This window comes from Streptomyces sp. CB02923, assembly GCF_001905005.1.
GTDB lineage: Bacteria > Actinomycetota > Actinomycetes > Streptomycetales > Streptomycetaceae > Streptomyces.
The window spans coordinates 890,517-903,759 of sequence record NZ_LWKZ01000023.1 but is presented as its reverse complement, the minus strand read 5'-3'; the positions used below and the strand labels follow the sequence as shown (position 1 = coordinate 903,759).

Below are 13,243 nucleotides of genomic sequence, written 5' to 3'. Positions count from 1 at the left end.
CACCGTACGGGTGATCTCGGCGGCATCCGGCGCCGGGCGGGCGGGCGAGCAGGCGTCTTCAGGCCTGGCCGGTTTCGAAGCGGCTGACGCGGCCGTCGGTGACGGCGAAGGCCCACCGAGTGCGCATGCTGCCCCAGGTGGAGTTGGTGTAGGTGACCGTCAGGATCCGGCCGTCGGCCGAGATGTCCTCGACATCCATACGTCCGTTCGAGGAGAAGATTTCCTTGTCGGCCCACGCGGCGACGTCGCGTTCGCTGCCGTCGTCGGACATGGTGGCGTCGTCCGTCAGCGCGGCGGAGAAGGCGTCCTCGTCGCCGGCATTGACTGCGGTAACGAAAGCGGCCACCGCAGGATCGGTCGGGTGAGCAGGCATCCGGTACCTCCAGGTGTCGCGGAGGCATCCGGTGCCTCCAGGTGTCGCGGTTGAGGGCGCCGACGCCGGCGGGTCGACCGTGCCGGAAGGTGGCCGGTGCGGCCCGCCGGGAGGGCGCGGGGTCAGCGGGTGGTGTAGCCGCCGTTGGGGAACATCGTCTGGCCGGTGAACCACCATCCTTCGGTGGCCAGGAACCTGATGATCGGGACGATGTCCTCGATGTGGGTGAGCTGGTTGCCCATCGCCTGGGACTTGTGGAACTCCACCCTCTCCGGGGTTTCCTGCGGGTAGAAGAACGGCGTGTCCATCGGCCCCGGGGCAACGGTGTTCACCGAGATGTACCGGTCGGCGAACTCCTTGGCCGCCGCCCGGGTGAAGTGCTCCAGCGGCGCCTTGCCCCCGGCGTAGGTGGAGTAGCCGTCCGTGAAGGCGGCCAGCAGCGACGTACCCACGCTGATGATCTTCCCGTGGTCGTTCAGCCGTCGCCCGGCCTCCTGGATGAAGAAGTACGCCGCCTTGGCATTGATACCGAACATCCGGTCGTACTCTTCTTCGGTGGTCTCCAGGATCGGCTTGCGCAGCACCATCCCGGTGGTGTTCACGGCGATGTCGACGCCGCCGAAGGTGTCCACCGCCGTATCGAAGAGCCGCCGTACGTCCGCGACCTTGGTCAGATCCCCCTGGGCGGAGACGGCCTGCCCCCCGGCTTCCTGGATCGCCTTCACCGTCTGCTCGGCATCGCTCTCGGAGCTGTGGTAGTGCACGACCACCTTCGCCCCGGATTCCGCGAAGGACCTGCTGATCAGCCCACCCAGGTTCTTCTCGCCCCCACCGACGATCGCGACCTTGTCCCGCAGAGTGTTCTCGGCCATGCTCCGGACTCCTCACGTTCTTGCCGGTGACCGACTTGATCACCTTCTGCTTACGACACTAGGTGGACATTACGGTCATCGGGTAACAGAAGTTTCGAGTCGCTCCACAAACATCGTCGATACCCCCAGACGGCACCCCGACCGTCTCCCGACCCCGGCTCTCCGCCCGCGCACACCGCGTTTCCTCAGCTCAGCCGACCGGCCGGAGCGCCGCCGGGCCACGCCACGGATCGAGGGTCACGGGCCACGGGCCACGGAGTACGGAGTACGGAATAGCCGACACCGAAGGGCTCTCAGTACAGGGCGGTTCCCAGCCCCTGCCCCTTACCGCCCTCGCCGAGCCCGAGACTCACCTCGACCGTTTCCGTCACCGCGACGGGCGACGGGCGACGGGCGACGAGCAGCCGGTACGGACCCGTGCCCGTCCCCGCGAACTGCGCGAACCAATCCACCGCTCCTCCCTCCGCGGCCTCCACAGCGGCCCGGTTCGGGCGGTTGGTGGCCTTTTACAGCCGCCGGACGCGTAGCACGCCGGTCAGCATCGGCAGGGTGAACTCGCCGCGGGCGGTCTCCGGTGTACTCGCGAGGAATGCGCGGATCCGGCCCAGTGTGGCCCTTTGCTCCTGTTCCGGCATGACCAGGACCCCCGCGCGCGTCGCGAGGGTCGCGACCAGGGAGTCGGCGGTGCGACGCTGCCCATGCGGGAAATCGGCCTGCTCCGGCGAGCCGAACCGGGCGGCGCCGCTCTTCGGAAGGTGCAGGTCGGCCGTCTCCGCGCGCCAGCCGACGGGAGTGTCACGCGGACCGACAGCCGCGCTCCCGCTCACCCGTGCGAGCCCGGCAACCCACTCGACCTGGTCGTCCATGAGGTTCCACAGACCGGCCAGAACGCCTCCGGGCGCGAGGACCCTGGCGATCTCGGGCCCCGCGACAGCCATGTCGAACCAGTGCATGGCGTTACCGGCCAGCACGGCATCGACGGACGCGTCCGGCAGCGGAATCGCCTCGGCCCTGCCCGGCAGGGCACGGACAGGCGGCAGCGAGCGGCGCAGCTCGGTCAGCATGGCCACATCGGGCTCGACCGCGATGACCTCGGCGCCCAGCGCGACCAGCGTGACGGTCAGCTTGCCGGTTCCGGCTCCGAGGTCGAGCACGCGCGGGCCGGGCGCAGTTGCGAGCGCCCAGCGCACCGCGGCCTGCGCGTAGTCCGGACGGTGCGCGGCGTACGCGACCGCCGCCGTGCCGAAGGACGAGGCGTGAAGCGCCAGTTCATCCCGATCCACACGATCACGATATCTGCGCCGCAAGTGGCCAGCGGGGCGTTCGGCGAATCCTGTCGCGGGTGGGCAGGGCAAGGCGGACAGACACCGCGTCAACCGCGCGTACTTCCGTGCTCCCGGTGCGCACCCACCACCGGCAGTGCCTTGGTCAGGTCGTCCGTGAGCGCCGGGGCCCGGCAGGGGACCAGGCTGCTGCGTACCTGGTAGCGGGCGTGCCCGCCGCCAGGGCGTGCCGTCAGGGCCACGGTGACCGGGCCGGCGAAGGTGTAGGACCGCTCGGCGGCGTAGCGCCGGACCTCGGCGGCCAGCTCGGGCCCGAGCTGGTCCTGGTGGCCGGCCAGCTGTCGGTGGCTGTCCGCGGGCAGCTCGACGGTGAAACGGTTGGGCACCACCGTCCGCCCTTGCCCCATGATCAGGGCGTTGGCGTCACACTCCCGATGCAGCCGGGCCACCACGTCGATCGGCTGCTTCCGAGGCTTGCGCACCGAGCCCCACGCGGCGGCCGTCCAGCCTTCCACGGCCCGTTCGAATCGTCCGATCCTGTTCATTCCTGGCACCTGTCCGTCCGTGCCCCGGCCATGTCCGCCCATCCGGGTGGCCCCGGGGCTCCTGGGTTTCAACGACCGTTTCTGCATCCCGGACACCCCCACCCGGCGACCATTCGGGCCGACGGCGGTCCCGGGAAGGGAGGCGACGATGCGCCCGTACCGGTGCGGCCTGCCCATCTGCCCGGCCCCAATCGACCTCCCCACCACCCACACCGCGCCCTGCCCCCTGCCCCCTGCTGGACACCGCTCTCCCCCACCTGCCCCAGGTGAACGAATTATGGAACGGGCGTTCGCGGCGCCGGACATGGTGGGTTCCGTGCTGCGACCAGGGCCTCGTGTCGCCGCCGGGAGCGTGCTTCCCGGGACGGGGGTGAGGAATCAGGAAAACCACGTCACGCACCTCCTGCGGTCGGCAGGATGAGGTCATGGGCCATGAGAACGTGAGTCAGGGCGGGATGCGGCGGATCGTGGTGAGGCATCCGAAGGATCCGGTGGAGGCCGTCATGGAGGCCGACGCGCTCGACGCCGCACTGGGGACCGCGACGATATTGGTACGAGGTCCGCTGTTCGGGGTGGCCGCACAAGACGCCGGGCAGGCGCCGCGGTGGCAGGTGGTGAGCGCGGTGGAGGCCGGCTGTCCGCAGCAGGCCCGGGACTGCCTCAACTCATCGCTGTGGTACCGGGCAAAGGACGAAGCCCGGAACCGGGAGGAAAGGTGCGCCCTGTTGGCGGCGGTCGCCCGGCTGGAGAGCGAATGCGTCGATGACCTCACCGTACTCGGGACCCGCTACCGGATCGTACGTGCCGAGGAGTACGCCGGCACGGGGCCCGACGGCATCGAACAGCCCCGCCCGACCGACCCCGAGCCCACCGTGCCCGACTGGGACCGCAGCGCAAAGGAGACATTCGACGACGGCCTGGTTCTGGATCCGGATGCGCCGGTCACGCCCTCCCAGGCCGCGGAACGCCTGGCGCTGCGCAGCCTGGCCTATACGGGGTCCCGGTTCCCCGAAAACGTATGCGGGGACTCCCGGCAGGCGCTGCAGACCCACCCCGACGTCGTACTGCTGCCCACGGTCTTCAGGATCGTGGAGAAGAGCGATCCCGGATGGCAAACAGGCGGGGGCCTGCACGCCAGTGCGCACGGAGCCCGCAGGTCGCTGGACTTCGCCCTGACGTGGCTCCAGCCACGCCTGCAAGGTTTCATTGCCTGGAATGCCGACGACAGGGAAACCGACGCCCGCACGGTGGCTGCCGAGGGCACCGATCCTGCCGCCGGAGAACTGGCCGAGTACGTCCGGGCCGCTGACCGGCTCCGGTCCGAGCGCGCCAACCAGGTCGAGGCCCGCGGCACCGTTCACCGCATCTGCCGCGTTCGCCGACTGCTGCGCTGGGGCCCTGACGGCCCCGAAGGACCGCGCCCGTCCGACACCAACAGCCATACTCCGGAACGGATGCATCCACGCATCGACGAGGACGGCAACATTCACCACGACTGAGCGCGATCATCGGGCTCACTCCGCCTTTCCAGATATCCAGGAATGAGCCGCGCTTCGGAGTTTCGTCGACATACCTGGTTCGGAAGGGTCATGCACGAGAGTCGGGGGGATTCGGTTTCGCGCCTGACCGTCACGCCAGTCCGTCAGGTGGTCAGACCGGCGCTGGTCAGCCAGATGTGTTCGCAGGTCGCGGATGCCCCTTGCAGCGTCTCGCGGGACTCTTGTGAGGCGTGGTAGAAGGTCCGCTCGATCATCCAGCACAGGGCACGTGCCATCGCTGAGGCGTGTTCTGGTTCGGTGCCGGCCTGGATGCCGGCCCGTTCCAGGACGGCGGTGATGGCCGCGATGAACAAATCCGCCGTGTGGCTCCACAGCTCGCCGATCTCCGGCACGGTCAACGACAGGTCGATCGCCGTGCGCATGACCAGGCCGTGCTCGTTCCACAGCTCGACCGTGCGCTGCATGGCTGCTGCGATGGCCTGGCGCGGCTCGTCGGTCTGCGCGGTGGCCCGGGACCGTTCCCACAGGTGCTCGACGGTCCGGGCCACGAGTGCCGTGACCACTTCTTGCTTGGAGCCGAAGTAGAAGTACAAGGCACCGCGTGTGATGCCGGCGCCCTGGGCCACGTCGCCGACGGTCATGGCGTCGTAGCCCTTGTGCGCCAGCAGGGCCTCGCAGGTGTCGAGGATGGCCCGCTCCCGGAGGTCCCCCTTGCGCTCGGTGGGGCGACGGCCGCGCGCGGGGTGGTGGCCGGGCATCAGAGCTGAGCGCCCTCGGCGAAGTCGGTCGTACGGGAGAGCGCCTCCCACGCGCGGATGTCCTCGTCCACGGCCGTGCGCGCGGCGGTGACCAGCCGCAGCGCGTCCGAGCCCAGGACGAGGTGGGCCGGCGGCTGTTCGACCGACGCGATGTGTACGACGGCGTCTCCGGCCTTGGCCGGGTTGCCGAGCTGGTTCCCGCTGGCCTTCTGCCGCGCTTCACGGATGGGACCGAACAGCTCGTCGTAGTCGTCGACGGTCCGCGCGGCGCGTGTCATGGACCGTCCGGCCCAGTCGGTGCGGAAGGAGCCGGGCTCGATCGCCGTCACGTGGATGCCGAACTGCGCGACCTCCTTGCCCAGTGCTTCGAGGATGCCTTCCAGGGCGAACTTGCTGCCGCAGTAGGCGGACATGCCGGGCACCGCCATGAGCCCGCCCATGGAGGTGACGGCCATCAGGTGTCCTCGGCGGCGACGGCGCATGTGGGGCAGCGCTGCCTGCAGGGTGGCCACTGCCCCGAAGACGTTGATCTCGAATTGCCGCCGCACGTCGGCCAGCGGGGTTTCCTCGAAGGTGCCCTCCAGGCCGTAGCCGGCGTTGGCGATGACGACATCCAAGGGACCGACGCCTTGCTCCACCTCTGTGATCACGTCCGAGACGGCGTGGTCGTCCGTCACGTCCAGGATGCGGCCGTGGGCGTAACCGGGCTTGAGCTCCTCGAAGGCCCGCAGGTCCTCCTCGGAGCGGACCGTGCCGACAACGGTGTGCCCGGCGGCCAGGGCGGCCTGGGCGAAGGCGCGTCCCAGGCCCGTGCTGACGCCGGTGACGAGCCAGTTCTGCCTCTGCATTGCTCCTCCAAGAAGGTCTCGCGGGGAGCGGAACTGCTCCCCGCCCAGAAAGTCTACACGGTGTCGATTTTTATCTTCGCCGTGTCGGTTCCGGGATGCTCAACGACATCACGCCTGGCCGGGGGCGCTCCGGTCGTCGCGTACGAGCGGACGAACCTGACCTTTCGGGGACCGGCTACGGAGGAGAGCGAGGCGCTGATCACGGAACGGCCCCGAGGCGGCGGGCCGGCGCAGCACGTGCAGGCAAGCTCAAGCAGATTCGGAGCGGGGCAACGAAGCGCGAGTTCGCCGACCAGCCGAACCGGCGAACTCGCGCGTCATCGATGAACCACCGTGTGGGCCGTCAGACTCCGATCAGGGCGTACGTACCCGTACCGTCCTGCCTGCCGCTGGAGTACTGACGTATGAACTCTCCGTCCGCGTACCGGTCGTGGCCCATCATGGAGCCGGTGTACTTGTTCTGCACACCGATCTTCGAGCTGCCGGGTACGTCGCGGTAGATGTAGAACCGCTGGAGGTCGTCCTCCGCGCAGGAGGCCGTCTGCAGGACCGCCCGTTCGGTGGCCGCGTTCTGCTGGGCGATGGTCGCGCACCCGCCGTTGCCCCAGTTCCACAGGGACGCCTCAAGGACCCCGTTGCGCTCCGTCACGTTGCACAGGCGCCAGTTGTCCAGGTGGGCGCTGAAGATCGACGAGGGCCGCAGGCGGACACCGTCGTCCGCCAGGAGCGGCGCGCCCCAGGACAGGGGCTTGCCGGGTACGGCGATCTTGTAGACCTCGGCCATGCAGTCGAGAGCGGCCCGCGCGCCGCGCCCGGTGGCCTTGGGCTGTTCGGCGGACGTGCCGCTGGTGAGAGCCGGGCGCTGCACGAGGCGGTCCCGCTTCTGCTTCGCCGTGGGTGCCACCTCACCCGCCGGGTGCTCGGCCTTCGCGACGGCCGAGCCGCAGTCGAGGAGGGATTGCGCCTTGGCCATGATGCTGCCGGCGGGCACCCGGTCCTGGCAGCGCACCGCGCCTTCCTCAAGGGTGGTGTAGGTGGTGAAGTTGCCGCCGTCGGGCCCTTCGATCCACTTCAACGCCCAACTGTTGTTGCCCTGTTGAACGCGGTTGCAGTTGAGGCTTCCGTACGTACCGGTGACCTTCTTGGTGCCCTTGTAGGCGCCGTAGTAGCCGGGCTGGTTGAAGTTCCACGTGACCGCGTTGGTCTCGGTGCTGGTGGAGGTGTAGTTGACCTTTACGTCCAGGCCCAGGCTCGCGCCGACCTTGCCGAGGGCCTCGGTGCCGAAACCGCCCTCGATTTTGCCGTTGAGGCCGACGGAGACCGTGATGGTCGTCTGGGTGGTGGTGGTGACGGTCTGGGTGCCGGTGGTGCCCTCGGTGACGTACCAGCCTTTGAAGTGGGTGATCGTCGGGGACACTTCGGTGCTCTTGATGTACGGGTGACGTTGGCCGAGGTCGGCCGCCGTACAGGTGTCGCCGGGCGCGGGCGTCTGCGCCGTCGCGGTGGTGGGTGCCGCAGCGGCCGGTGAGGCGGCAAGGCCCATGGCGGTGACCGCCCAGGCGGCCGCCGTAGCGGTCACCGCCATGAGTGATCTGCCGGTGCGGCTGACGGGTCTTATGGGGCGCATCGTTGCCCTTCCCCCTGGTCGTGTGTGTTCGGTCAAGGGGTGAACGTAGCGGCCACGGGGGTGGCGGCGAGAGCCTGGAACTGGCCAAAAATGATCATAGAGGGGCTTATTCCGCCCCTGGCGCGCACGGGCACCGGGCCGGTTCCACGCCGGCGAGAAGAGGGAGCGCAGCAGGCGTACTACAGCTGTGACGCGCACCCGCGAGGGCGGCACGATCGGCTCCTCAGGCGTCCTCAGGCGTCCTCAGGCGTCCTCAGGCGTCCTCAGGCGTCCTCAGGCGTCCTCAGGCGATGACGGCGTACAGGTTGCTGTCGTCGCTGCCGACATAGACCATCCCGTTCGCCACAACCGGCGACGACCAGAGGGCTTGCCCGAGGCGCTCTCTCCAGCGCTGCTTGCCGTCCCGCGCGCGCAGCGCGTACAGGTAACCGTCGACACTGCTGACGTACACCGTGCCCTTGGCCACGGCCGGTCGCGTCCGCACCTGACCGTGGGTGTCGGCCCTCCACCGCTCCCGTCCGTCGGCCACGCTGACGGCGTACACGTTGCTGTCGTCACTGCCGAAATACACCGTCGAGCCGACCACGAGGGGCGTCGAGCCGACGTCGGCGCCCGTGCGGTGGGCCCAGCGTGCCCTTCGGCGCTTGGGGTCGATCGCGTACAAGTGCCGGTCACTGCTGCCGACGTACACCGTTCCGTCGGCTACGGTAGGGCGCCACACAGCGCCTTCCGTGCGAAATGACCGGAGCAGCTCGCCGCGGGCGGCGTCGACCATGTACAGCTGACCGTCATCGCACCCGACGTACACCACTCCTTCTGCCACCGCGGGCCCCCAGACGGCCGCAGACGTGTGAAACGGGCGCTGCCATCGTTGTACGCCGCTCGCCGCGTCGATCCTGTACAGGCTCTGGCCGTTCTTCTCGTCGCCGCTGTTGACGTATACGGAGTCGCCGGCGAGTACCGGAGACGACCAGCCCAGCGGGGCGCCGGTGGACGCCTCCCACCGGCGTCTTCCGTCACGTGCGTCCAGGGCGTACAGCTTCTCGTCGTCACTGCCGACATAGACCGTGCCCCGCCCCACCACCGGTGATGACCGTGACTTCCCTCCGGTGGGAAACGGCTGCGGCCACACAAGCTTCCCGGTGCGCGCATCGACCGCGTAGACCTGCTGATCGTCGCTGCCGAAGTACACCACGCCCCGCGCGACGGCGGGGTCCGAGCTCACCGGCTCATCTGCCGGAAACGTCCAGCGTCGCGGCTTCGGCAGGGAGTCCGGGGAGTCGAGGACGTGCCAGCCGGCGACGCTGATGCCCGCGGCGGCGGTCGCCGTGACCGCGTTCGCCAGGAAGGTCCGCCGGGTCAGCCACGCCGCCGTCCGCTCCAGGGCCTCCTCGGACGAGTCGGTGCCCTGCACGGTCGAGGTGGAGCCGGTTCCGTCCCGCTTCCGCGCCGGAGCACGCGGGTCGATGATGTCCCTCCCGCCCACGGGAACGTTTCCCTGGGCGGCCCCTTCCCGGTCGTGGGCGAGGGTGGACCGGGCCGGGGAAGCCGTCTCCAGGAGCCGGGCCCAGGGCTGGTAGGGGGCCGCGGGCCGCTCCGCCCACCCGGCCAGGACGCGCACGACTTTCATCAACTGGTCGAGATCACGCGGATGATGGCGGCCGTTGAACCAGTCACTGAGTGTCTGCTCCGACACCCCGCTCTTCTTCGCGAGGGCGGCCCTCGTCGTACGCCGCCCCGACCGCGCTCTGGCCTCCTTCGCCTTCGCCTTCAGACTGACGAGTTCGCGAACCAGCATGTCGGTTCCGTGCGGTGCTTGCCGTGCTTCCACGGCCGGACCTCCTCGCGCCGTGCCCGACTCCGATGTCGGTGCCCATCCCCAGCGCGTACGGATGCGCCGACGCGTCCGTTCAGATCCCCGATTCCCCGACCCCCCGATTCCCCGATTCCCCGATTCTGCCGGTGCCGGCCCCCGGCTCCCCGGCCCCGGGGTATTCGGGCCGTGCAGCGGTGCCGATGCCGTTTCCTCCGACTCGGAGGCATTCGGAGGAGGGCGCTGACCTGCCATTTCGTAGGAGCGTCCCCGGAGCTCTCCGGAGTTCCTTGGGTTGGCACGGCCCTTGCCGACTACTGGAGGGCACCGGCACGTATCAGACGGACGGACGGAAGGGGAACTCACATGAAACGTGTTCCGCACGCACCACACGGCGGCGAGGGCGTGGCACGGTGCAACGGCGGGCGCCAGTACCGGGGCCCGGACAGCCTCCGTAAGGAGCCGGTGCTCCGCTCCCGCGTCCTGCGGCCCCTGCTCCGCAGCGCGGCGGCCGGAGCGACGCGCGCGGGCGCCATGGCGCTGGAGTCGACGCTGACCGCCGTGATCCTGTTCCTGCTGCACAGTCTGTAGCCCGGCACTTCGCGGACTGCGGACTTCCCGGAGTGGACTTCGCGGATATCTGCCGGCCGGGCTCCGGATCGCACCACTGCCCTTCGCGGTGCCCGCCGCTCCCTTCACGGGGCGGCGGGGGCCGCCGTTCGCGAGCGTGAGGGGCCGACCCCGCCCCACACTGGAACCTGGTGACGGCCGCCCTTGCGAACGGTCCCGACAGCCATTGCCCATCCTCTCGCTGCGGCCTTTAAGGCGGAGGGATCGAATACCTCGCAGTCCCCTTCGTCATGCGGGGCACCCGGGGTTCTTCACCGGCGTAGCCGCCGCTCCACGTCCGGCTTGCGGCTGATTGTGCTCCCCGTAAACTGGTATCGCTGCCTGATGGCGTACCCGGCGGATGCCACCAACCCACTTCGCGCGCGCCGGGGCCGTATCACGATTACGGCCCGGTCCGCCGTGCGCGTGCAATGAACCGCCTCGGCGTCGATCTGCGCATCGGGCTGCGCCGCGATCACGGTTCTCCGGCGTCCCGTATCCGACCTTTCCGGTTCCGCCCGCCTCCGCGCCCAGGTGTGGCCTCCGCACAGGCGACGCGCGCGCATCCGCCATCCGCTCCCATCGGAGGTCTTCGGAGGTCGCCATGATCGACGATTCGCGTAGCCTGCCTTCCGGCCCGAACGCCCCGGTGCTCCGCGCCGTGCTCCTGACCGGCGCGACCGGCAGTCTCGGCGGGCGGCTCTGCGCCGAGCTGCTGGACCGCACCTCGGCCACGGTGTACTGCCTGATCCGCGCCGCAGACCGTCCTGCCGCCGAGGGACGCCTGCACGACCGGCTGGAACGCGAAGGCGTGCTCGCCGCCGACGGCATGGAACGTGTCATCTCCGTCCCCGGCGACCTGGACGGCCCGGGGCTCGGAATGAGCAGGCCCGCCTACGACGCCCTCGCGGACTCCGTCCACGAGGTCTGGCACTGCGCCGCCTCCGTCAATCTGACCGCCGACTACGCCCGGCTCGCCCCGGTGAACGTCGACGGCACCCGCCATGCCCTGGCCTTCGCCGAATACGCCGCGCAGCGTGCCGGCCGCCCCGTCCCGTTCCGGTTCATCTCCACTCTCGGCACCCTCCTGGCCGCCCGCGACACCGGCCTGGACGCCGTCGACGAGTCGACCACGACGACCGGGGAGACGTCCGGCCCGCTCGGCTACCCCCTCAGCAAGGCCACCGCCGAGCAGGAACTGCGCGCCGCCGGGGCCGGGGCCCCGGTCACCTTCTTCCGCCCCGGCGTGATCACCGGCGACTGGCGCACCGGCCGTACCTCCGAATCCGACCTCCTGATCCCGCTCCTCAAGGCGGCGGTCGCGCTCGGCTCCGTCCCGGCGGACAGCGGCGCGGTGCCCGCCGACACCATCGACACCGTGGTCCGCGCGATCGTCGAACTGGCGCGTACGGCCCCCGAACCAGGCGCCGCCTTCCATCTCGTACGCCCCCGTCCCCTGTCCCTCGACGACGTCTTCGACGCGGTGGTTCGCGCCGGGCATCACCTCACCCGCGCGGACCCCCGTCTTTGGTGGGAAGAGTTGGACGACCGCGCCGACGACCCCGCCGTCCACCCCCTCGCCGCGATGCGCGAGGTCACCCGCTACATGCTCTCCGCCGACCCCGACCACCGCCCCCCGCAGGTTCATTCGGACCGTACCTGGGCGGCTCTCACGCAGGCAGGGGTCAGCCAACCACCGCTCGATGCGGACTACTTGGACCGACTGATCGCGGGCCTCATCGCCGATGGCACTCTCCCCGCGCCCACCGACTCCGACCGCCCCCGCCGCAGGGGAGCGAACCGGTGAGCACGACCGCGTCCCCGCCCCGCACTCCGACCGCGTCCCCGCCCCGTATCGTCGAATCCTTCGTTCGTGACGAACTCCTCGGTCAGGACGCTCTCCTCGACTCTCTCGCCGAAGCCCCTTCTTCCCCTCTACGCCCGTTCCGCCGAAGCCCGTCTCTCCAACTAGTGGCTCTCCAAGGAGTACGGCGGCCTCGGACTCACGCTGGAGGAGACCGTCCCGCTGGTCTCCGCACTCGCTTACGGTGACGCCGGCGTGGCCTTCTCCCTCTTCCTGCCGATCCTTCCGACCTGCATGATCGCTCTGTACGGCAGTCCTGAGCTGCGCGCCCGTCACCTGGGCCGGCTGGTGGAGGAGAACGCGTTCGCCTCCACCCTCGGCAGCGAGCACGACGCGGGCAGCGAACTCGCCCGTATCTCCACCACGGTCCGACGCGACGGCGACACGCTGGTTCTCGACGGCCGCAAGGCGTTCTCCACCAACACGGACTTCGCCCGGTTCCTCCTCGTCCTGGCCCGCTCGGCCGAAGACCCCGACGACTACCTCGCCGTGCTCGTCCCCCGTGAGACCCCCGGAATCCGCGTCGAGAAGCGCTGGGACGTCATCGGGGTACGGGCGTCGGCGACGTACGAAGTCACTCTCGCGTCGTGCCGGGTCCCGGCGGGCAACGCCCTGAAGGGCAACGGCCTGCGTCTCCTGGAGAACGGCCTCAACACCAGCCGGATTCTGATCGGCACCACGGCCGTCGGAGTGGCCCGGCGCATCCGTCACCTGTGCATGGACTACGCCGCAGAGAAGCAGGTCAAGGGCGCTCCGCTGACGGACAACGCCGTCTTCGCCTCCCGGCTCGGCCAGTTCGAGATGCAGATCGAAGTGATGAACCAGCAGTGCCTGGCCGCGGCCCGGAGCTGGGACTCGCTCGCCTCCCGCCCTGACGCCTCTGAGGAGCTCTACCGTCTGGGCACCCTCAAATCGGCCCTCGTCACCAAGATGTTCTGCGGCCGGACGGGCTGGGACATCGCCTCCACCGCCTCCATCGCCTCTGAGATGTTCGGAGGTCTGGGCTACACCCATGACTCGCCCATCGGCAAGCTCATGCGGGACATCCGCTATGTGTCCCTCGTCGAAGGCGGCGACGACGTCCTGCGCGAGCTGGTCTACAACCGCTACGTCGTCCCGGTCTCCAAGCGCGCCTGATCAAGCGCATGGTCA

General features: G+C 69.7%; 13 protein-coding genes. 4 read left to right on the top strand and 9 right to left on the bottom strand.

Annotated elements, in window-relative coordinates; genetic code table 11:
• Positions 1-58 precede the first annotated feature (58 nt).
• The 5 genes from A6A06_RS22110 to A6A06_RS41905 all read right to left on the bottom strand — a co-directional run bounded on the left by A6A06_RS22110 (position 59) and on the right by A6A06_RS41905 (position 3,073).
• Positions 59-373: a nuclear transport factor 2 family protein gene (locus A6A06_RS22110; protein WP_073762987.1), complete on the bottom strand. Its 315-nt coding sequence runs from the start codon at positions 371-373 to the stop codon at positions 59-61.
• Positions 374-495: 122 nt separating this feature from the next.
• On the bottom strand, positions 496-1,245 hold the full coding sequence (locus A6A06_RS22105; RefSeq protein ID WP_073762986.1) for an SDR family oxidoreductase: 750 nt from the start codon (positions 1,243-1,245) through the stop codon (positions 496-498).
• Positions 1,246-1,538: 293 nt separating this feature from the next.
• On the bottom strand, positions 1,539-1,697 hold the full coding sequence (locus A6A06_RS41910; protein WP_199931057.1) for a hypothetical protein: 159 nt from the start codon (positions 1,695-1,697) through the stop codon (positions 1,539-1,541).
• Between the two features lie 54 nt (positions 1,698-1,751).
• Positions 1,752-2,528, bottom strand: a complete 777-nt coding sequence (locus A6A06_RS22100) for a class I SAM-dependent methyltransferase (RefSeq protein WP_073762985.1) — start codon at positions 2,526-2,528, stop codon at positions 1,752-1,754.
• Positions 2,529-2,617: 89 nt separating this feature from the next.
• Positions 2,618-3,073 (bottom strand): DUF3662 domain-containing protein, encoded by a 456-nt coding sequence (locus tag A6A06_RS41905; protein ID WP_073762984.1) that lies wholly within the window; start codon positions 3,071-3,073, stop codon positions 2,618-2,620.
• Positions 3,074-3,498: 425 nt separating this feature from the next.
• Here A6A06_RS41905 and A6A06_RS22090 point away from each other — a divergent pair, with 425 nt between their 5' ends.
• Entirely contained in the window at positions 3,499-4,572 is a 1,074-nt protein-coding gene (locus A6A06_RS22090; protein ID WP_073762983.1) for a DUF5954 family protein, read from the top strand.
• Between the two features lie 143 nt (positions 4,573-4,715).
• Here the strand turns inward: A6A06_RS22090 and A6A06_RS22085 are convergent, their stop codons facing one another.
• The 4 genes from A6A06_RS22085 to A6A06_RS41900 all read right to left on the bottom strand — a co-directional run bounded on the left by A6A06_RS22085 (position 4,716) and on the right by A6A06_RS41900 (position 9,603).
• Entirely contained in the window at positions 4,716-5,330 is a 615-nt protein-coding gene (locus A6A06_RS22085) for a TetR/AcrR family transcriptional regulator (protein WP_073762982.1), read from the bottom strand.
• A complete protein-coding gene (locus tag A6A06_RS22080; protein ID WP_073762981.1) occupies positions 5,330-6,178 on the bottom strand; it encodes an oxidoreductase in 849 nt (282 codons plus the stop codon). Before A6A06_RS22080 ends, A6A06_RS22085 begins: the two co-directional genes overlap by 1 nt.
• Positions 6,179-6,521: 343 nt before the next feature.
• Positions 6,522-7,763, bottom strand: a complete 1,242-nt coding sequence (locus A6A06_RS22075) for a hypothetical protein (protein WP_443333766.1) — start codon at positions 7,761-7,763, stop codon at positions 6,522-6,524.
• Between the two features lie 325 nt (positions 7,764-8,088).
• Positions 8,089-9,603 carry an outer membrane protein assembly factor BamB family protein gene (locus A6A06_RS41900; protein ID WP_073762979.1) on the bottom strand — a complete coding sequence of 505 codons (1,515 nt, stop codon included), beginning with the start codon at positions 9,601-9,603 and terminating at the stop codon, positions 8,089-8,091.
• A 381-nt stretch (positions 9,604-9,984) separates the two neighbouring features.
• Here A6A06_RS41900 and A6A06_RS41895 point away from each other — a divergent pair, with 381 nt between their 5' ends.
• The 3 genes from A6A06_RS41895 to A6A06_RS22050 all read left to right on the top strand — a co-directional run bounded on the left by A6A06_RS41895 (position 9,985) and on the right by A6A06_RS22050 (position 13,228).
• Entirely contained in the window at positions 9,985-10,209 is a 225-nt protein-coding gene (locus A6A06_RS41895; RefSeq protein WP_073762978.1) for a hypothetical protein, read from the top strand.
• A 622-nt stretch (positions 10,210-10,831) separates the two neighbouring features.
• Positions 10,832-12,034 (top strand): SDR family oxidoreductase, encoded by a 1,203-nt coding sequence (locus A6A06_RS22055; protein ID WP_073762976.1) that lies wholly within the window; start codon positions 10,832-10,834, stop codon positions 12,032-12,034.
• Positions 12,035-12,235: 201 nt separating this feature from the next.
• A complete protein-coding gene (locus A6A06_RS22050; RefSeq protein ID WP_338015941.1) occupies positions 12,236-13,228 on the top strand; it encodes an acyl-CoA dehydrogenase family protein in 993 nt (330 codons plus the stop codon).
• Positions 13,229-13,243: the final 15 nt, after the last annotated feature.

Excerpts from the sequence above, each read along its gene's own strand:
- A6A06_RS22110 (WP_073762987.1), bottom strand. The coding sequence starts at position 373 with ATGCCTGCTCACCCGACCGATCCTGCGGTGGCCGCTTTCGTTACCGCA.
- A6A06_RS22105 (WP_073762986.1), bottom strand. The coding sequence starts at position 1,245 with ATGGCCGAGAACACTCTGCGGGACAAGGTCGCGATCGTCGGTGGGGGC.
- A6A06_RS41905 (WP_073762984.1), bottom strand. The coding sequence starts at position 3,073 with ATGAACAGGATCGGACGATTCGAACGGGCCGTGGAAGGCTGGACGGCC.
- A6A06_RS22090 (WP_073762983.1), top strand. The coding sequence starts at position 3,499 with ATGGGCCATGAGAACGTGAGTCAGGGCGGGATGCGGCGGATCGTGGTG.
- A6A06_RS22085 (WP_073762982.1), bottom strand. The coding sequence starts at position 5,330 with ATGCCCGGCCACCACCCCGCGCGCGGCCGTCGCCCCACCGAGCGCAAG.
- A6A06_RS22080 (WP_073762981.1), bottom strand. The coding sequence starts at position 6,178 with ATGCAGAGGCAGAACTGGCTCGTCACCGGCGTCAGCACGGGCCTGGGA.
- A6A06_RS22075 (WP_443333766.1), bottom strand. The coding sequence starts at position 7,763 with ATGGCGGTGACCGCTACGGCGGCCGCCTGGGCGGTCACCGCCATGGGC.
- A6A06_RS41900 (WP_073762979.1), bottom strand. The coding sequence starts at position 9,603 with ATGCTGGTTCGCGAACTCGTCAGTCTGAAGGCGAAGGCGAAGGAGGCC.
- A6A06_RS41895 (WP_073762978.1), top strand. The coding sequence starts at position 9,985 with ATGAAACGTGTTCCGCACGCACCACACGGCGGCGAGGGCGTGGCACGG.
- A6A06_RS22055 (WP_073762976.1), top strand. The coding sequence starts at position 10,832 with ATGATCGACGATTCGCGTAGCCTGCCTTCCGGCCCGAACGCCCCGGTG.